The 17,925-nt window shown below is 64.7% G+C and carries 18 protein-coding genes; 8 read left to right on the top strand and 10 right to left on the bottom strand.

What is annotated here, in order from left to right:
* The first annotated feature begins 9 nt into the window (after positions 1–9).
* From EPN80_RS16355 to EPN80_RS16340, 4 genes are all read left to right on the top strand, one after another.
* Complete coding sequence (locus EPN80_RS16355; protein WP_293029618.1) at positions 10–1,971, top strand: glycosyltransferase family 2 protein; 1,962 nt, start codon at positions 10–12, stop codon at positions 1,969–1,971.
* Positions 1,972–2,005: 34 nt separating this feature from the next.
* A complete protein-coding gene (locus tag EPN80_RS16350; RefSeq protein WP_293029615.1) occupies positions 2,006–3,547 on the top strand; it encodes an efflux transporter outer membrane subunit in 1,542 nt (513 codons plus the stop codon).
* Positions 3,548–3,595: 48 nt separating this feature from the next.
* Entirely contained in the window at positions 3,596–4,486 is an 891-nt protein-coding gene (gene galU / locus EPN80_RS16345) for a UTP--glucose-1-phosphate uridylyltransferase GalU (RefSeq protein WP_293029612.1), read from the top strand.
* A 175-nt stretch (positions 4,487–4,661) separates the two neighbouring features.
* The gene (locus tag EPN80_RS16340; protein ID WP_293029610.1) at positions 4,662–5,867 is read left to right on the top strand and encodes an MFS transporter; all 1,206 of its coding nucleotides are present in this window, start codon (positions 4,662–4,664) and stop codon (positions 5,865–5,867) included.
* An 81-nt stretch (positions 5,868–5,948) separates the two neighbouring features.
* Here EPN80_RS16340 and EPN80_RS16335 read toward each other — a convergent pair whose 3' ends face one another.
* Positions 5,949–6,986: a cation diffusion facilitator family transporter gene (locus EPN80_RS16335; RefSeq protein ID WP_293029607.1), complete on the bottom strand. Its 1,038-nt coding sequence runs from the start codon at positions 6,984–6,986 to the stop codon at positions 5,949–5,951.
* An 81-nt stretch (positions 6,987–7,067) separates the two neighbouring features.
* On the opposite strand from EPN80_RS16335, the gene EPN80_RS16330 reads away from it, so the two are divergent.
* Positions 7,068–7,403, top strand: a complete 336-nt coding sequence (locus EPN80_RS16330) for a metalloregulator ArsR/SmtB family transcription factor (protein ID WP_293029604.1) — start codon at positions 7,068–7,070, stop codon at positions 7,401–7,403.
* A gap of 20 nt (positions 7,404–7,423) precedes the next feature.
* Here the strand turns inward: EPN80_RS16330 and EPN80_RS16325 are convergent, their stop codons facing one another.
* The 5 genes from EPN80_RS16325 to EPN80_RS16305 form a co-directional block, all read right to left on the bottom strand.
* The gene (locus EPN80_RS16325; RefSeq protein WP_293029601.1) at positions 7,424–8,077 is read right to left on the bottom strand and encodes a dihydrofolate reductase family protein; all 654 of its coding nucleotides are present in this window, start codon (positions 8,075–8,077) and stop codon (positions 7,424–7,426) included.
* Positions 8,074–8,427 (bottom strand): YciI family protein, encoded by a 354-nt coding sequence (locus EPN80_RS16320; RefSeq protein ID WP_293029598.1) that lies wholly within the window; start codon positions 8,425–8,427, stop codon positions 8,074–8,076. Before EPN80_RS16320 ends, EPN80_RS16325 begins: the two co-directional genes overlap by 4 nt.
* Before the next feature lie 73 nt (positions 8,428–8,500).
* Entirely contained in the window at positions 8,501–8,932 is a 432-nt protein-coding gene (locus tag EPN80_RS16315; protein ID WP_293029595.1) for a VOC family protein, read from the bottom strand.
* A 129-nt stretch (positions 8,933–9,061) separates the two neighbouring features.
* Positions 9,062–10,360, bottom strand: a complete 1,299-nt coding sequence (locus tag EPN80_RS16310; RefSeq protein ID WP_293029593.1) for an RNA polymerase sigma factor — start codon at positions 10,358–10,360, stop codon at positions 9,062–9,064.
* A 147-nt stretch (positions 10,361–10,507) separates the two neighbouring features.
* Positions 10,508–11,149, bottom strand: coding sequence for an NAD(P)H-dependent oxidoreductase (locus EPN80_RS16305; protein ID WP_293029590.1), 642 nt, complete (start codon positions 11,147–11,149; stop codon positions 10,508–10,510).
* 103 nt (positions 11,150–11,252) lie between these two features.
* On the opposite strand from EPN80_RS16305, the gene EPN80_RS16300 reads away from it, so the two are divergent.
* Complete coding sequence (locus EPN80_RS16300; RefSeq protein WP_293029589.1) at positions 11,253–12,137, top strand: LysR substrate-binding domain-containing protein; 885 nt, start codon at positions 11,253–11,255, stop codon at positions 12,135–12,137.
* A gap of 82 nt (positions 12,138–12,219) precedes the next feature.
* Here the strand turns inward: EPN80_RS16300 and EPN80_RS16295 are convergent, their stop codons facing one another.
* Positions 12,220–13,041: an SDR family oxidoreductase gene (locus EPN80_RS16295; protein ID WP_293029588.1), complete on the bottom strand. Its 822-nt coding sequence runs from the start codon at positions 13,039–13,041 to the stop codon at positions 12,220–12,222.
* 133 nt (positions 13,042–13,174) lie between these two features.
* Here EPN80_RS16295 and EPN80_RS16290 point away from each other — a divergent pair, with 133 nt between their 5' ends.
* Positions 13,175–14,125 (top strand): GlxA family transcriptional regulator, encoded by a 951-nt coding sequence (locus EPN80_RS16290; protein ID WP_293029585.1) that lies wholly within the window; start codon positions 13,175–13,177, stop codon positions 14,123–14,125.
* 30 nt (positions 14,126–14,155) lie between these two features.
* On the opposite strand, the gene EPN80_RS16285 is transcribed toward EPN80_RS16290, so the two are convergent.
* From EPN80_RS16285 to arsS, 3 genes are all read right to left on the bottom strand, one after another.
* Complete coding sequence (locus tag EPN80_RS16285; RefSeq protein ID WP_293029582.1) at positions 14,156–15,055, bottom strand: NAD-dependent protein deacetylase; 900 nt, start codon at positions 15,053–15,055, stop codon at positions 14,156–14,158.
* A 5-nt stretch (positions 15,056–15,060) separates the two neighbouring features.
* Complete coding sequence (locus EPN80_RS16280) at positions 15,061–16,188, bottom strand: aminotransferase class V-fold PLP-dependent enzyme (protein ID WP_293029579.1); 1,128 nt, start codon at positions 16,186–16,188, stop codon at positions 15,061–15,063.
* Positions 16,189–16,411: 223 nt separating this feature from the next.
* On the bottom strand, positions 16,412–17,383 hold the full coding sequence (gene arsS, locus EPN80_RS16275; protein ID WP_293029575.1) for an arsenosugar biosynthesis radical SAM (seleno)protein ArsS: 972 nt from the start codon (positions 17,381–17,383) through the stop codon (positions 16,412–16,414).
* Between the two features lie 331 nt (positions 17,384–17,714).
* Here arsS and EPN80_RS16270 point away from each other — a divergent pair.
* A partial coding sequence (locus EPN80_RS16270) for a sigma factor (RefSeq protein ID WP_293029572.1) occupies positions 17,715–17,925 on the top strand: 211 nt, incomplete at its 3' end.

The raw sequence follows: 17,925 nt of genomic DNA, 5'->3' as shown, positions 1-17,925 counted from the left end.
AAGCCAACGATGTATCAACTGTACTTCGACAATCAGACGCTGCTCGACATCAACTTCGGCACACTGCTTTTCGTGATGCTGCTGGGTCTGCTGGGCGAGCGCCGGCGCACGGCGGATCGCGTCCTCTATGGCAGCGTCGCCGCGCTGTTGCTGGGCAATTACCTGGTCTGGCGAGCCACGCAGACGTTACCCGATTTCTCGCTGAGCTTTCCCAGCATGTGGGCCTACGTGTTCTTCGGCTTCGAGGCCATCACCGTGACGTACACCCTGCTCTCGGCGCTGATCCTGGTGCGCACCAGCAACTACACGCCCCAGGCCGACCGGGCCGAAGCGGCGCTGCGCCGGCGCAACGACCTGCCTGCGGTCGACATTTTCATCGCAACCTATAACGAAGGACTGGAGATTCTCGAGAAAACCATCGTCTCGGCGATGGCGATCGATTACCCGAACTTCGTTGTATGGGTGCTCGACGATACGCGCCGGCCTTGGCTCAGGGAATTTTGCGAAGAGGTCGGCGCCAACTATCTGACCCGCCCCGACAACGCGCATGCAAAGGCCGGCAACCTGAACAATGGCCTGCGGCAAACCGCATTGCAAAGCAACGCGCCATATATCATGGTGCTCGACGCCGACTTCGCGCCGCACAGGAACATCCTGATGCGCATCATGGGCCTGTTCGACGAACCGAAAGTCGGCCTGGTCCAGACGCCGCAGTTCTACTACAACGCCGATCCGATCCAGTACAACCTGCGCTCGACCGAGTGCTGGGTCGACGACCAACGCGCCTTCTTCGACGTCGTGCAGCCGGCCAAGGACGCCTGGGGCACGGCGTTTTGCATCGGCACCTCGTTCGTGGTGCGGCGCGATCTGGTTAACATGATCGGCGGTTTTCCGACCGGCACCGTGACCGAAGACATCCACCTGACCTACCGGCTGCTGCGCCACGGCTATATCACTCGCTGGCTCAACGAGCGCCTGAGCGTCGGACTCTCGGCCGAGGGCTTGCCCGAATTCATCAGCCAGCGCAGCCGCTGGGGGCTTGGCACCATCCAGGTCGCGCTCACCGCCGATGGTCCGCTGCGCGGCAAGGGCTACACGTTTACCCAGCGGCTGCATTACATCCACGGCATGATGCTGTGGCTAAGCCGTCCGTTCACGCTGATGCTGCTGGCCGGCCCGCTTTTGTACTGGTACTTCGGCACGCCGACCATCTACAGCTCGCCCACGCAGTTCCTCGCCTATGGCTTGCCGGCATTGATCACGTTCTGGGGCTATAGCATCTGGATCACCGGCTCGCGCGCGCTGCCGATATTCACTGAAGTCACGCAGATCGCCTCGGCACTGACCGTCACGGCCACGCTCCTGAGCGCCATCGTCAAGCCCTTCGGCCGCCCATTCAAGGTCACCAACAAAGGGCTCGATCGCTCCAGGCTTATCGTGCACGGCAAGCTGGCGTTGTTCTATGCCGCATTGATCGTGCTGTCCTCGGCCGGATTGATACGCGCGTTCCTGAGCGACCCCGATGCGCCTGGACTGGTCTTCAACACCGTCTGGACCACGATCGCGTTGCTGCTCTACCTTGGCTCGATGCTGGTGTGCATCGAATTGCCGCGGCCGCGCCGCGAGGAGCGATTTCCGTATCGCGCGTCGGTGCGGGTGCGTATCGGCAACAACGAATTCGCCGGCATCTCGACCGACCTGTCATGCAACGGCGTGGGCGTGCGCAGCACCCAGGCCGGCATGATCCCGCTGCGCGGGCATGGCGCGGTATGGCTCGCCCCGACCGGTTGGATTCCATGTCGCATCGCACGCTGCCAGGGCGATCTGATCGGCATTGAATTCAAGCTCGACATGGCGACTCGGCACAGACTGATTCGTCTGCTGTTCGGCGCGCCGCCGCACAACGTCGCCAACACCGCGCGTCCCCGCCTGGCGCTGTCGCGCCTGTTGCGGCGCGCCTTCTCCGGCTGAGCGCACGGTTTCCATCACTTCCTTGGACGACCCCATGCATAAATCCTGTTTAACTCTGCTTCTGGCCGGCACGCTCGCGGCCTGCTCGCTCGAGCCTCGCTACCAGCGGCCAGCTGCGCCGGTGCCGCAGGCATGGCCCAACGGCCCGGCCTACCAGACCAAGCCGATGGGCGAGCCCCCCGGCACCACCGGCCGCTCGCCGAGTGCCTCGCGTGCGGCCGCTGATATCGGCTGGCAACAGTTCTTCGTGGATCCACACCTCAAGGAGTTGATCGGACTGGCGCTGGCCAACAATCGCGATCTGCGCATTGCGGTACTCGACATCCAGAAGGCGCGCGCCGAATACGGCATCCAGCGCGCCGCTCAACTGCCCACGCTCGATGCCAGCGCGGGTGAGATCAGCCAGCGCTTGCCGGGCTCGCTGCGCGCGCCCGGCCAGCCGGCACTGGTCAATGAATACAGCGCCGGCATCGGCTTCAACGCTTTCGAGCTCGACTTCTTCGGCCGCGTGCGCAGTCTCAAGCATGCCGCGCTGCAGTCTTACCTTGCCACCGAGGCTGCCCGGCGCAGCGTGCAGATCAGCCTGGTCGCGCAAGTGGCCGACGCCTACCTGACGCTGCAAGCCGATCAAGCATTGCTCAAGCTCTCCCAGGACACCTTGCACAGCCAGCAGCACGCCAGCGCGCTGGTCAGCCGCAGCAAGCGTGCCGGCGCGCTGGCCAACCTCGACCTGCAGCGCGTGCAAACACAGGTCGACAGCGCGCAAGTCGCGCTCGAGCGCTACACGCGTCAGGTCGCACAGGATCGCAACGCGCTCCAGTTGCTGATCGGCGGGCCGCTGCCGGCCGACTTGCCGCAGACCGGCACGTTCGCCGGGCAACCCGCGTTCCAGACGCTGCCCGCCGGCTTGCCCTCCGATTTGCTCGAACGGCGCCCCGACATCATCGAAGCGGAGCACCAGCTCGAGGCGGCCAACGCGAACATCGGCGCGGCCCGCGCGGCGTTCTTCCCGTCCATCACGCTGACTGGCGCACTGGGCCTGGCCAGCACCAGCCTGGCCAGCCTGTTCAGCGCCGGCATGGCCTGGACCTTCGCCCCGCAGATCAGCGTGCCGATCTTCGATGCGGGCAGCAACCAGGCCAAGCTCGACATGGCCAAAGTGCAAAAGCGCATCGAAGTGGCCACTTATGAGAAAGCCATTCAGACCGCCTTTCGTGAAGTAGCCGACGATCTGGCCGCACGCGGCACGCTCACGCGCCAGGTGGCGGCCCAGCAGGATCTGGTCAAGGCCGCGCGCAAGACCTACGATCTGTCGAACCTGCGCTTTCGCGGCGGACTCGACGACTATTACATCGTGCTCGACTCGCAACGTTCGCTGTTCAGCGCGCAGCAGGATCTGATCACCATGCAGCTTGCCGAGCTGGCCAATCAGGTCAACCTGTACAAGGCGCTGGGCGGCGGCTGGACCGCGGCCACGCCGCCGCTGGCGGCCGCATCCGTGGCCCCGCCACAGCCACCCTCGGGCACCGCCCCGCCGACGGCGATCCCGCCCGGCACCGCGTCGCCGCTTCAATAACCCCATCCACACGCACCGCGCTTTTGCGCCACGAAAGGACCTCCAGCCATGCTCAAAGTCACCAAAGCCGTTTTTCCCGTCGCCGGTCTCGGCACGCGCTTCCTGCCGGCCACCAAGGCCAGCCCGAAAGAAATGCTGCCGGTGGTCGACAAGCCGCTGATCCAATACGCGGTCGAGGAGGCCGCGGCGGCCGGCATCACCGAGATGATTTTCGTCACCGGCCGCAACAAACGGGCGATCGAAGATCATTTCGACAAGGCGTATGAATTGGAAACCGAACTGGAGGCGAGCGACAAGCAGACCCTGCTCAATACGGTGCGCTCGATCAAGCCGCCGCAGATGGCGTGCGTCTATGTGCGCCAGCCGGAGACGCTGGGCCTGGGCCATGCCGTGTTGTGTGCCGAGACGCTGGTGGGCGACAACCCGTTCGCGGTGATTCTGGCCGACGACCTGATCGCCGGCGAGCCGCCGGCGCTGTCGCAAATGCTCGAGGCGTTCGATCACTATCACAGCTCGGTGCTGGGGGTCGAGGAAATTCCCCGCGAGCGCAGCCGCGCCTATGGCGTGATCGACGGCAAGGCGTGGGACGACAGCATCGTCAAGCTCTCCGGCATTGTCGAGAAGCCCGCGCCCGATGACGCGCCGTCCAATCTCGGCGTGGTCGGCCGCTACGTCCTGATGCCCACCATCTTCCGGCATTTGCGCCGGCTCAAGCCCGGCGCCGGCGGCGAACTCCAGCTCACCGACGCGATCCAGGCACTGCTGCAGGAAGAGCAGGTGCTGGCCTACCGCTATCGCGGTACCCGCTACGACTGCGGCAGCAAGGTGGGATACCTGAAGGCGACCGTCGAATACGCACTGCGCCATCCCGAAGTGCGCGAGGAGTTCACCGAGTATGTCCGGCAGATCGCGTTGCGGGCCGACTTGACCGAGGTCTGACCAAGCGGCAACGCGGGGCTCCCGCGAAATTTCTCGCCGCGGCCCATCACGATCGGCAGTACAGCGGTTACCATGACAACGTTTTTGACCGCTGCCGTCCCGCCGGCCGCCGAGGCCCGCGGCAAAGGCGTCGAACGCGACGCGGCGGCCCCCCATCCTTTTGCCGATCACACCGATGTCAACCGAATCGCGCGCGAGCGTTCTGCAGCAGATTCCACGCAGTGTCTGGGTACTGGGCTTCGTCAGCCTGTTCATGGACATTTCCTCGGAAATGATCCACAGCCTGCTGCCGATGTTCCTGATGGCGGGCCTGGGCGCCAATGCCGCCACCATCGGGCTGATCGAGGGCCTGGCCGAAGCGACCGCCCCGATCGTCAAGGTGTTCTCCGGCACGCTCAGCGATTACCTGCGCAACCGCAAATGGCTGGCCGTCACCGGGTATGCGTTGGGCGCGCTGAGCAAGCCGCTGTTCGCGCTCGCGCCGAGCGTCGGTTTCGTGGTGGCCGCGCGTATCACCGACCGGGTCGGCAAGGGCATTCGCGGCGCCCCGCGCGACGCGCTGGTCGCCGATCTCACGCCGCCGCAGCTGCGCGGCGCGGCGTTCGGGCTGCGCCAGTCGCTCGACACCGTCGGCGCGTTTCTCGGCCCGCTCATCGCGGTGGGCGTGATGCTCCTGTGGGCGGACAACTTCCGGCGTGCCTTTTGGCTGGCGGTAATCCCCGGCGCGCTGGCCGTCGCCCTGCTCGTGCTGGCAGTCAAGGAGCCGGCGCATGAAGCCGGCGACAAGCGTGTCAACCCGATCCGCTGGGACAGCGTGCGCGAGCTCGGCGCCGCATACTGGTGGGTGGTGGCGGTCGGCAGCATCTTCGCGCTGGCGCGCTTCAGCGAAGCCTTCCTGGTCTTGCGCGCGATGGGAAGCGGCGTGCCGATCGCCATCGTGCCGCTGGTGATGGTCGCCATGAATGTCGTGTACGCGCTGGCCGCCTACCCGTTTGGCAAACTTGCCGACGTCATGAGCCACTCCCGCCTGCTGATCGCCGGCCTGCTGGTACTGATTGCCTCGGACGTAATACTCGCGCACAGCGCGCACTGGAGCATGGTGCTGGCAGGCGTCATGCTGTGGGGGCTGCATATGGGAATGACGCAGGGACTGCTGTCGACCATGGTCGCGCGCGTCGCGCCAACCCGCCTGCGCGGCACCGCCTTCGGCCTGTTCAATTTGCTCAGCGGGCTGGTGACGCTGGTGGCCAGCGTCATCGCCGGCAGCCTGTGGGACCGCGTCGGCGCCGCAGCCACCTTTTACGCCGGCGCGGGCTTCAGCCTGCTGACAATCGTGCTGCTGTCGTTGGTGCGCAGTCCCGCGCCGACCGTGCGCCCGTGAGCCGTTGCGAGGCCCTCGCATGCAGCCAGCAGGGACTGCCGCAGTTACCGCACATCGCAATCGGCGGCACTGTCGTCACACTCAGTGGCACTTTCTGCCAGCCTGACCGCCTTCATCGACGCTCGCATCGAAGCACGTATCCTCCTCGACTTGCACCGTCACGTGCTCGATGTTGAAGCGCTCGGTCAGGCGCCGCTGGACCGCGGCGACCACTTCACGCGACGCGGCACCCGGCGCGGGATGCACGTGCAGCGTGAGCATATGCCGTTCACCGGTGATCGACCAGGCGTGAATGTGATGCGCGTCGGCTACCTCGGGCACATGTCGCTCGAGATCGGCCTTGATGTCGGCCAGACTCATGCCCGAGGGCGTGCCTTCGAGCAGGATGTGGGCGGACGATTTGACGATGCCCCAGGCGCTTTTGAGGATGATCACGGCGACGAAGATCGACAGCAGCGGATCGATCGGCGTCCAGCCGGTCGCGAGAATCACGCCGGCGGCAACGATCGCCGCGGCCGAGCCGAGCATGTCACCCATCACATGCAGCCAGGCGCCGCGCAGATTCAGGTTTTCGCGGTTGCCGGCATGCAGCACCAGAAACGCGGCGATATTGGCGGCCAGCCCGACCAGCGCGACAATCAGCATGGTCCTGCCGACCACCGGTACCGGCGCGGCGAAACGCTGGATGGCCTCGATCACGATCCAGGCCGCGATCACGAACAGCGCGCACCCGTTGACGAACGCCGCGAGAATCTCTAGCCGTTTGTAGCCATAGGACAGTTGCGCGGTCGCCGGACGTCGCCCGTAATGAATCGCAAGCCAACTGAATCCGAGCGCGGCGGCGTCGCTCACCATATGCCCGGCATCGGCCAGCAACGCCAGCGAGCCGGACAGCAGGCCACCAGCGATCTCGACGCACATGAACGCCGCAATGATGACGAAAGCCCAGCCGATGCGCCGCTGATCGGCTACGCCGTGCAAGTGATCATGTCCCGCGTGGCTGTGCCCCGCATGACTGTGCCCTGTATGGTTGTGGCCTGCATGATCGTGCCCATGCGCGCCATGTTCATGGTCGTGCGGCGCGCTCCTGGCATTGTCGGGGTGATGAGGGTGTGACATCGAAAAGCTCTTGGCTGGATGGCGAATGCATTATTATATACACACATAAACATGTGTTGATATGAAAAAACCGGAGTTGCCATGCATGCCGCCGATCTAAGCGACGACCAAGTGGTTGAGTTGGCTGAAATGTTCCGGCTCATGGGCGATCCGAGCCGCCTGAAGATCATCGCGGCGTGCCTGAGCGCGCCGATGTGCGTGTCCGACATCGCCGCCAAGCTCGGCCTGTCGCAACCGCTGGTCAGCCATCACCTGCGGCTGCTGCGCGCGGCGCGCGTGTTGCGGGCGGCGCGACGCGGCAAGCAAATCTTCTACGAGGCGGCCGACGATCATGTCAGGCGCATGATCGACGACATGGCCGACCACGTTTGCGAACATCCGCCGACCGATCTGGACGACGCCTCGCGCGAACATTGATGCCGGCCGAGCTTTACCGCTTAGCGCCTGGTGAAGACCACGTGCGTCGCATGCGCGGTGGCAACGTGCTCGCTGCGCTCGAACCCCAGGGCGGGCAGGTCGAGATCGCCGAAGAAGTGCTCCCCCCGGCCGAGCAGTACCGGCGCAATCGCCAGATGAATTTCGTCGACCAGACCGGCGCGCAAGTATTGCTGGATGGTGGCGACGCCGCCGCCCAGGCGCACATCCTTGCCCGCGGCCGCTTCCCTGGCTCGGGCCAGGGCCTCGTGGATGCCGCCGGTAACGAAATGGAACACCGTGCCGCCCTGCATTTCGAGCGGCGCTCGCGCGTGATGAGTCAACACGAACACCGGCACGTGATACGGCGGATCGTCGCCCCACCAGCCGCGCCAGGCAAGATCGGGCCACGGCCCCCGGATCGGGCCGAACATGTTGCGCCCGAGAATCCAGGCGCCGACATTGTCGAAGCCGCGGGCAGCGAAATCGTCATCGACGCCGGTGCTGCCGGTGCTTCCGCCGCGGTCGCCGTGCATGCGCTGAAAAGTGCGTGTGCCGAACACCCACTCGAACAGTGCGAGACCGCCGATACCGACGGGGTTGTCGACATCCTGGCCCAGGCCTGCGCCATAACCATCGACGGAAACGGAAAAAGCGTTGATGCGCAGTTTGCTCATGCCGGTTCTCCGGTTTGATCGATCGCGAGCGAGCGCACCGGCCGCACTTCGACGCTGCCGTATCTGGCAGGCGGGATGCCGCTGGCGATGTGGATGGCTTCGTTCAGGTCGTTGGCATCGACCAGGTAAAACCCCGCCAATTGCTCCTTGGTCTCGGCGAATGGACCATCGTAGAGAGCGGTCTGACCGTTACGCACCCGAACCGTGGTGGCCGTCTCGACCGGATGCAGCGGCTCGGCGGCGAGCAGCCGCCCGCTATCGGCCAGGCGCTGGCCGTAGGCGGCGCACATGTTGTCGGGGCAGGCGCTCCAGTGTTCCTGGTCGAGATAAACGAGGCATAAGTATTTCATGAAGTCTCCGTGAAGGACCGGCAATGTCGGCAAGGGGTTGCGGCACCGGCCGGGCGCCGTGCCCCGCGCATACTCAGATCGGCAGGTTTTCGCCGTTGATGATCCAGGGCGTGCCGAACTTGTCGACCAGCATGCCCCAGGTCTTGGCCCAGAATGCCGCTTGCATCGGCATCGTCACCGTGCCGCCGTCGGCCAGCGCTGCGAACACGCGCTCGGCTTGCGCGACGGTGTCGTAGTTCAGCGTCAGCGAGACGCCCTTGATGCCCTCGTAGGGCGCGTTGGCCGGGCAGTCTCCCGCATAAAGCGCGCCCAGGCTATTGCCGCCCTCCAGCGCAAGCCGCGCATGCATGATGAGCGAGTGGCTCTGCTTGGGCATTTGGGCGCACATGGGTGAATCGCCAAACGTCATCATCAATTCAAGCTTGCCGTCCAGGGCACGCTCGTAGAATTTCATGGCGTCGGCGCAATTGCCGTTGAAAGACAGGTAAGCGATCGGCTGAGGCATGGTCGGTTCTCTCCATTTGGGTGAAGTGACAAAAGCCGGCTGGCGTTTGTACTCTCTAGTCGAACGGCAGACGGCGAAATCGACAGTCCTCGAAAAATATTTTTCCTGCTCTGTTTTTGCCGGTCTGCGCTACGCTTGCAGATCCTTCAAACGCTTTAGCAGAAAGCGTTTTTCCGGTGCCTGTTGCGCCAACGCCAAGGCCGCCTCATAGGCGGCACACGCCTCGGCGGCCCTGCCCTCGCGCCGCAACAGGTCGGCCTGCGCGGCGTGCGCCAGATGGTAATTGCGCAGTGCGTCATGACTGAGCAGCGGCGCCATCAGCGCCAGGCCTGCGGCCGGGCCGTCGCGCATGGCCACCGCAACGGCGCGATTCAAGGCCACCACCGGCGACGGCTCGAGTCGCAGCAGTGCGTCGTACAGGCCGACAATTTGAGCCCAATCGGTATCACGGGCATCGCGCGCCTCGGCATGCACCGCGACAATGGCCGCCTGCAGGCAGTAGGGGCCGAAACCTCGTGTAGCGAGCGCCGCCCGCACCAGCGCGCACCCCTGCTCGATCAGCGCGGCATCCCATCGGGTACGATCCTGCTCATCGAGCGGAATCAGGTCGCCATGCGGGTCGATGCGTGCCGCGCGCCGCGACTCATGCAACAGCATCAACGCCAGTAATCCCTGCACTTCGGGCTGGGGTTGCAATGCGACGAGCATGCGCGCGAGCCGGATCGCCTCGCCCGACAAATCGGGCCGCACGACGCTCTGGCCGGACGACGCCGAATAGCCTTCATTGAAGACCAGATAAATCACTCGCAACACGCTTTGCAGGCGCGCCGGCAATTCGTCCGGTCCAGGCACTTCGTAGGGAATGCGCGCCGCGCGGATCTTGGCCTTGGCCCGCACGATGCGCTGCGCCAGCGTTGCCGGCTCGAGCAGAAAGCTGCTCGCAATGGCCTCGGTGCTCAATCCACAGACTTCACGCAGGGTCAGCGCGATGCGCGCCTGCTCCGACAGGCTGGGGTGGCAGCAGGTGGCGATGAGGCGGAGCTGGTCGTCCTCGAGCACCTCGGCGGGCTCATCGAGGTCCGCTTCGTCGGGCAGGTTTTCTGCAAACTCGGCGACATCGTCCCACGGCGTGAAGCGCGCCTGGCGTCGGATTTGATCAATTGCCTTGAAACGCCCGGTCGACACCAGCCACGCCACCGGGCTGGCAGGCACGCCCTCTCGCGGCCACCGCGCTGCGGCAGCCGCGAAGGCATCGTGCAGCGCTTCTTCGGCCAGATCGAAACTGCCCAGCAGACGTACCAGTGTGGCGAACACCTTGCGTCCCTGGTCCCGGTACAGTCGATCGATTGTCTCGCGCATCTCCGGCGGCAGCGCGCCGTCGGCCTCGAGCGCCTGGCCGGCGGGCGTGCCGCTGGGTTTGAGCGTCATGTGCTTGCCTCGTGATGGCGGCGTCCGACGGCGAAGCCGGAGCGTGCGCGCCGAACAACGATTTTCTTCCCCGCCGGGCAAACGCGCAACCGTCAAGCCGGGTCGCCGCGGCCGCCAATGTGCTTGCGCCCGCGCGCGGCCGATCTATCAATCGCTGAGGGTCTCCGCCAATTGCCGCGCCTCCTGGGCCGCGCGCAAACGGGCACCCCGATCGATATCGCTGCCGAACAGGGTTTTTTCGACGACCACCGCATGCACCGACGAGACACCGACGAACTTCAGCCAGGCTTCCAGGTATGGCTTCTGGAAATCGAAGCGCTCGGCCGGCGTGATCGATTGCGCCGAAAAATCCAGACCGCGCGCATAGACGACCACCGCTGTCTTGCCGTGCAGCAGGCCGTCGAAGCCGCGCTCGGGGTCGAAGGCGAACAGCAGGTCCTTTTGCGAGACCAGATCGATAAAGTGCTTGAGTTTATAAGGAATGCCGAAATTCCATAGCGGCACGGAAAACACCAGCAAATCGGCTCGGTGCAAATGATCGGCCAAACGGCGCAACGCCGTCCATGCGGCGTCCTGAGGCGGCGTCAAGGCGATCCCGCTCAGCCCGGCATACTTGGCTTGCATTGCGTGCCCGTCGAATTCCGGGAGTTCGCAGCCCCAGAGATCGAGCGTGCCGATCTCTGTCGCGGGCCGTCTGGCCAAATAGCGGGTGATGAAGGCGTCGGCAACCTCGAGCGAGGCCGAACGATCCTTGCGGGGAGACGACTCTATGTGTACAAGCGTGGTCACGGCAAGCCTCCTTTCGGGACGAGGACAACACGGCCATTGCAACATATTTTCATTCGATATATAAACAGTAAATTCACATTCAAATAAACGCGAATTGGAATATATGCTAGACCCTCTGTTGCTGCGCAGCTTTGTGGCCGTGGTCGACGAATCGGGCTTCAGCAAGGCCGCTGCGCGCCTGCATCTGACGCAATCGGCCGTCAGCGGCCATTTGCACAAACTGGAAGAGCAAATCGGCAAGCCGTTGTTGAGGCGTACGACCCGCTCGGTGGAAATCACGCCGGACGGCGCGCGGCTGATCGGTTATGCCCGCGCGATTCTGGCCTTGAACCGGGACGCCCTGGCCGAGTTGACGCGCGCGCCCTTCCAGGGACGCATTCGATTGGGTGTATCGGAGGATTTCGCCGAATTGCCGCTGCTGCGCGTGCTGCAAGCATTCGTCGATCAGCATGCGGGCGTCGAAATCGACGTGCAGGTCGGTATTCCCGGCGCACTGCTGCCGCTGATGAAGCAAGGCGCGCTCGACCTGGTGATCGGTTCGCAGTGCGAGGCTCGCGAACCAGGCCGACTGCTGTGGCGCGAACCCCTGGTGTGGGGGTGGTCTGCCCAAGCCAATCGCAACCTGCCGGCGCCGCTTCCACTGGCCTTGTTTCCGGAACCATGTCCTTACCGCGAGGCCGCTCTGGCCCGCCTGGCCCAGGCGGGCATGGCTCAGCGCACCGCGATGGTCTGCACCAGCATGGCCAGCCTTCGCGCGGCTGCGCAAGCCGGCTTCGCGCTGGCCCCGATGCCTGCCAGCCAGCTGACACCGGAACTCGTCGCGCTGAGTGCCGAGCACGGCCTGCCCGCGCTGCCCGATGCGGAATTCCGACTGTTTGCGCCGGCCGTCGGCGAGCAAACGATGTTGCGGCTGCTGATCGAATCCATCGCCCAAGGCTGTGTGGCGCGGTGGGCGCCGCCGCGCAGGCAAAGCAAGGCACCGGCTTGATCGAGGCGGTCGTCGCCGGGTTCATATATGCGACCCAGCGACGACCTCGACGACTCGTGCGGTGCAATCCCGCCTGAGGCGATCAGGCCGGCGCACCGACCCCATAACGCGCCGCCGGCACCGAGCGCGACAGGTTCGGTCCGAGCGCGACGCGGGCCGATTCGAAAGCTTGCCAATGGGCTGCGTCGGGCAGCGACGGCACGGTTGCGAACTCGCCCAGGTCGAGACCGGCGAGCGCGGCATCGACGAGGTCTTCGGCGCTCATGACAATCTCCTGTGGCAAGTGATCGACCGGTTGACCGGCAATGTCCCAGAACTCCGTGCGAGTGGCGCCTGGCAGCACCACCTGCACGCGCACGCCGCGCGAGGCAAGTTCATGCGTCAGCGATTGGCTAAAGGCAAGCACGAAGGCTTTGCTGCCGCCATACACACCGTTCAGAATCTCGGGCGCCACTGCGACCATCGAGGCGATATTGACGATGGTGCCGCTGCCGCGCGCGACGAATTGCGGAGCGGCCGCATACGTCAGGCGCGTCAGCGCGGTCACGTTCAGCTCGATCATGGCTTGCATGCGATCGACGTCCGCCTGGAGTAGCGGCCCGGCGCCGCCGATACCTGCGTTGTTCACCAACATAGTGATGCTGGCGTCGGCGCGCAGTATCTGCTCGACGCGCCGCACGCCCTCCGGCGCGCCGAGATCGGCGACGATGACTTCCACCGAGCGGCCGGTCGAGGTCGTCAGGCGCCGGGCCAGTTCGTTGAGGCGATCCTGGTTGCGTGCCACCAGAATCAAATCGTAGCCGCGCCGGGCCAATCGGTCCGCATAGACGGCGCCGATACCGGACGACGCGCCGGTGATCAGGGCGGTGCCCTGGTACGCATTGTGTTCTGTGCTTTGGGTCATTGCATTGCTCCATGTTTGCAGTCGAGGCAGCGGCCGATCCCGTATCGGCCTGCATGAGTTGGAGAATAGGCGCATAATGCGGTGACTCAAATGTCATATATACAGCTTTTTAAGCCATAACATGAGGAACGCCATGCTGCGCATTGGTATCGTTCTGTACCCTGGGTTTCAGGTCATGAACCTCGCCGTCTCGACGGTGTTCGAATTCGCCAACCTTGCGCTTGGCAAGTGTGCTTATGAAGTGGTACTGCTCTCCGAGCGCGGCGGCCCCGTGCCGGCGTCGGCCGGATTCGCGGTGCATACGCAGCCATTCGACGAGAGCCGCTTCGATACCGTCCTGGTGGTCGGCGACAACGAAGTCATCGAACCGTCGCCGGCACTTATCGACTTTGTGCAACAGGCCGCGCGCACCAGCCGCCGCATCGGCGCAACCTGCACCGGCGCGTTCAATCTCGCACAAGCTGGCATACTCGACGGCCGGCGCGCGACCACACACTGGTTTTTCGCGGCAAAATTCCGGCGCGACTACCCGAACGTGGCACTCGAGGAAGACCGTATTTTCATTATCGATGGCCCGGTATGGACTTCAGCCGGCATGACCGCCTGTATCGACTTGGCGCTGGCGCTGGTGGAGAAAGACTTCGGTGGCGAGGTGGCAAGGCAGGTGGCCAGAAAGCTGGTGGTGTATCACCGCCGCGCCGGCGGCCAGTCGCAGTTTTCGGCATTGCTCGAACTCGCCCCGAAGTCCGACCGCATCCAGACCGCGCTGGCCTATGCCAAACAGCATTTGCACACAGCCTTGTCGGTCGAGCAATTGGCCGAGGCAGCCCACCTGAGTCCCCGTCAATTCAGCCGGACGTTTCGTGCCGAGACCGGGCAATCCCCGGCCAAGGCGGTCGAACATCTGCGTCTCGAAGCCGCACGCCTGATGCTGGAGTCTGGACGGCACCCGATCGACGTGATCGCCCGCGAGACCGGCTTTGGGGATCGCGAGCGCATGCGCCGCGCGTTCCTGCGCGCCTTCGGCCAGCCACCGCAGGCGATCCGACGCACGACGCGAGGCGAGCACGCGCAGCCGAATTGACGAAATCGGAACAGCGGGACCGGCAGCGGTTCAGGCCTCGAGAACAACTCCCGCCTTCTGCCCCAGGCCAAGCCGCTCGAGCAGTCCCGTCAGGGCTTCGCTGCAAGGCTGCCGCACTTTGAGCGAGAGCAGCGGATCAGCCCGGGTGTGCCCGAGATTGATCGCGGCGATCGGCTTGCCCCACTGGCTGGCCAGCACACAGAAGCGATAGCCGGAGAACACCATCAGCGAAGATCCGACCACCAGCAGCGCGTCGGCCTGCTCGAGCGCACGCCGCGTCGCATCGACGCGTTCGTGCGGCACGTTCTCGCCGAAAAACACCACATCGGGTTTAAGCATGCCGCCGCAGTGCCGGCATGTTGGAATGCGAAACGTTTCGAAATTTTCGACTTCGAGATCGGCGTCGCCGTCCGGCGCCGGCTCGGCCGACCGGATAGCCACCTGCTCGACGAATTGCGGATTCTGAGAGGCAAGCACGGATTGGATGTCGGCACGCGGGAAATCCGCCCGGCACGCCAGGCAGATCACCTGCCCAATATTGCCATGCAATTCAATCACGTCGTCGCTGCCGGCGCGCTGATGCAGGCCGTCGACGTTCTGCGTGACCAGTTGGCGCACGTGCCCCGTCTCGGCCAGGCGCGCCAGCGCGAAGTGCGCGGGGTTCGGCGCGGCCCGGGCAACCACCGGCCAGCCATGCAGGCTGCGCGCCCAGTAGCGCTGACGCGCCAGCGCGGAGCCGAGAAATTCCTTGAGCTGTATCGGCTGGCGGCCGCGCCAGGCCCCCGTCTCATCACGATAACCGGGAATGCCCGAGGCAGTGCTCAGCCCCGCGCCCGATAGCACCAGCAGGCGCGGATGACGCTCGACGAAAGCATGCAGCGCGTCCTGCGCCTGCGGGTCATGCACTCGGGTCAACTCGTGCGTCGGCATGAATGCTAGGCGATCGCGTCCAGGGCCTTGGCCAGCGTCGTGACGGTGCGTTCGACGTGATGCAGCTTATCGAGACCGAACAGGCCAATGCGGAAGGTCTTGAAGTCGGCTGGCTCGTCGCACTGCAGCGGCACGCCGGCGGCGGCCTGCACCCCTGCCGAGACGAATTTCCTGGCCGACTGGATGGCCGGATCGTCGGTGTAGCTGACCACCACCCCCGGCGCCTCGAAGCCGCGCGCGGCCACGCTCTTGAAGCCGCGCTCGGCCAACAGCGCACGCACCTGATCGCCCAGCATCTGCTGCTCGGCGCGCACCTTGTCGAAGCCGTAGGCCGCCGTCTCGGTCATCACGTCGCGCAGCCCGATCAGGGCGTCGGTCGGCATCGTCGCGTGATAGGCGAAACCGCCCTGCTCGTATGACTCCATGATTTGCAGCCACTTGCGCAGGTCGCACGCGAAGCTGGTGCTGACAGTGCCGTCGATACGCTCGCGCGCCAACCGGCTGAGCATTACCAGCGCGCAACACGGCGAAGCGCTCCAGCCTTTTTGCGGCGCGCTGATCAGCACGTCGACGCCGCATGCCTGCATGTCGACCCAGATCGTGCCAGAAGCAATACAGTCGAGCACAAACAGGCCGCCCACCGCGTGCACGGCGTCGGCGACCCGGCGCACGTAGTCATCGGGCAGAATGATGCCGGACGAAGTTTCGACGTGCGGCGCAAATACGACATCGGGTTTGCTCGCCTCGATCGCCGCCACCACCTCGTCGATCGGCGGCGGCGCGAACGCCGCCTGCGGGCCGTCTTCGACCGGCCGCGCCTTCAGCACCCGGGAGCCGGCAGGAATGCTGCCCATCTCGAAAATCTGGGTCCAGCGATAACTGAACCAGCCGTTGCGGATCACCAGGCATTGCTTGCCGGTCGCGAATTGCCGCGCGACCGCCTCCATGCCGAAGGTACCGCTGCCGGGCACGATGATCGCGGAATGAGCGTGATAGACCTGTTTCAGCGTACTGGAGATGTCTTTCATCACCCCCTGAAACAGGGCCGACATATGATTGACCGCGCGGTCGGTGTACACCACCGAATATTCGAGCAGTCCGTCTGGATCGATGTTGGGCAATAGGCTAGGCAAGTTGGTCTCCAGCGAAAAGACATCAAAGCGGCGCAGCCGTTACGGCGCGAACGCGCTGTCCGGCCGCAGGCCGCGGCGGCAGCGGCTCACCCGCTGCGCTCGCGGCCTGGCTCGGCCTGATGGAATCCGATTCTAGACCATTGCGACATTTCGTGGGTTCTGTCCGGGCCACGCTCGGATCGGAGCGGGGCTCGACGCATCGCGGCGGCAGCGGCGCGCTCCTTCAGCTGGCCGCAGCCAGCGCGCCCGAGCAGCTGCTGCCTTGCCCCGCAGTGCAGCCGTAGCAGTGCTCGGCGACCTGGATCGGGTTGCCCTCGAGCGATTCCTCGAGCAAAAGCGACAGCGGCACGCGGCGCTGGCCTTCCCGCACGAGCGCAAGGCCCAACATCTGATTGAAATCGCAGTCGTGCAAATAGCCTTGCCAATCGACGCTGAGCAGATCGCGGCACATCACACCGTCGAGATTGACAGCCTGATAACTTTTCTTGAGCAACGCCATATACGACGCAAACTCGCCCTTCGATACCAAGACGCTGCCGAACCGCTGAATCGGCATATTCGTGATGGCGATCAAGCGCGTGAAACGAATCCCGAACTGCTCGCCGAGTATCCGGCGATAGTCGGCTTCAAGCGCCTCCTGCGGCGGCGGCAGCACAGGGCCCTGGGGGTTGTAGACCAGGCTCAGCGACAGGCCTGAATTTGGCGCGCCGTAGCCCAGCGCGTTAAGCCGCCGCAGACTGCGAATGCTGGCCTCGAACACGCCGTCGCCGCGTTGCTTGTCGACGTTCTCCATCGAGTAGCACGGCAGCGAGGCGACGATTTCGACCCCCTGGCCGGCCAGGAATTCGGCCAGCGTTTCCTGCCCGGCGACTTCGAGAATAGTCAGGTTGCAGCGGTCGATCACATGCACGCCCAAGGTCCGGGCCTGCTCGACCAGCCGGCGAAAGTCGGGGTTAAGCTCCGGCGCGCCGCCGGTCAAGTCCAGCGTACCGACGCGATGTTTGGCCAATACCGCCAATACCGTGTCGATCACCCCCGGGCTCATGGTCTCGGTGCGGTGCGGGCCCGCGGCGACATGGCAATGCACGCAGGACTGGTTGCAGCGATAGCCGAGGTTCACCTGCAGCGTCCGGAGCATGCGGCGGCGCAGCGCGGGGAAATCCGTTTTTTGCAGCAGCGGGAAAGTATTGTGCATGGCCAGTGATCGAGCGAAGGTGGATGTCTATGTCTCATTTGACGATACGGGCGCTGCTTTCTTACACTCGCACCGCCTGGATTCTCGGCCCGCCGCCACCGCCTTGGGCTCGTTGGCATCGGCCGGGCAGGCAACGCGTCGCCATTTTCACACGCGCTGTAATAATTCCTGTGCATCCTCGTCCAATCGGCAACAGGGTGGGCTGCGTTTCGGGTTTACGCGGCGGCTCGGCGCGCGGGCGGCGACAGTATCATGGCCGGGCGCGCAGCGGCGGCTTGTTTCGTCGACGATCGGGTGATTCGCACACGCCCTCCCTTCACCACTCTGATCCATGAACGATTTGGCAGGCGACGATCCTTATCATGAACTTTCCTTACTGCGGCGAGATATGCTGCGTTTTGCCGAACTACAGTTGCGCGACTCGGCGGCCGCCGAAGATGCGGTCCAGGACGCCATGGTAGCGGCCATGGCACGTATCTCGACTTTCGAGGGCCGGGCGCAGATCAGCACCTGGCTGTTCGCGATCCTGAAGAACAAGATCA

Origin of the sequence: Pandoraea sp., assembly GCF_004297875.1 — a bacterium.
In the GTDB taxonomy this organism is placed as follows: Bacteria; Pseudomonadota; Gammaproteobacteria; order Burkholderiales; family Burkholderiaceae; genus Pandoraea.
This window is presented reverse-complemented; position numbering and strand designations above follow the sequence as displayed.

Bases quoted from the DNA above. Each gene is read 5' to 3' on its own strand.
- EPN80_RS16290 (WP_293029585.1), top strand. From the start codon at position 13,175: ATGCTGCGCATTGGTATCGTTCTGTACCCTGGGTTTCAGGTCATGAAC.
- EPN80_RS16315 (WP_293029595.1), bottom strand. From the start codon at position 8,932: ATGCCTCAGCCGATCGCTTACCTGTCTTTCAACGGCAATTGCGCCGAC.
- EPN80_RS16325 (WP_293029601.1), bottom strand. From the start codon at position 8,077: ATGAGCAAACTGCGCATCAACGCTTTTTCCGTTTCCGTCGATGGTTAT.
- EPN80_RS16300 (WP_293029589.1), top strand. From the start codon at position 11,253: ATGCTAGACCCTCTGTTGCTGCGCAGCTTTGTGGCCGTGGTCGACGAA.
- EPN80_RS16335 (WP_293029607.1), bottom strand. From the start codon at position 6,986: ATGTCACACCCTCATCACCCCGACAATGCCAGGAGCGCGCCGCACGAC.
- EPN80_RS16340 (WP_293029610.1), top strand. From the start codon at position 4,662: ATGTCAACCGAATCGCGCGCGAGCGTTCTGCAGCAGATTCCACGCAGT.
- EPN80_RS16355 (WP_293029618.1), top strand. From the start codon at position 10: ATGTATCAACTGTACTTCGACAATCAGACGCTGCTCGACATCAACTTC.
- EPN80_RS16350 (WP_293029615.1), top strand. From the start codon at position 2,006: ATGCATAAATCCTGTTTAACTCTGCTTCTGGCCGGCACGCTCGCGGCC.
- EPN80_RS16320 (WP_293029598.1), bottom strand. From the start codon at position 8,427: ATGAAATACTTATGCCTCGTTTATCTCGACCAGGAACACTGGAGCGCC.
- arsS (WP_293029575.1), bottom strand. From the start codon at position 17,383: ATGCACAATACTTTCCCGCTGCTGCAAAAAACGGATTTCCCCGCGCTG.
- EPN80_RS16310 (WP_293029593.1), bottom strand. From the start codon at position 10,360: ATGACGCTCAAACCCAGCGGCACGCCCGCCGGCCAGGCGCTCGAGGCC.
- galU (WP_293029612.1), top strand. From the start codon at position 3,596: ATGCTCAAAGTCACCAAAGCCGTTTTTCCCGTCGCCGGTCTCGGCACG.
- EPN80_RS16285 (WP_293029582.1), bottom strand. From the start codon at position 15,055: ATGCCGACGCACGAGTTGACCCGAGTGCATGACCCGCAGGCGCAGGAC.
- EPN80_RS16295 (WP_293029588.1), bottom strand. From the start codon at position 13,041: ATGACCCAAAGCACAGAACACAATGCGTACCAGGGCACCGCCCTGATC.
- EPN80_RS16330 (WP_293029604.1), top strand. From the start codon at position 7,068: ATGCATGCCGCCGATCTAAGCGACGACCAAGTGGTTGAGTTGGCTGAA.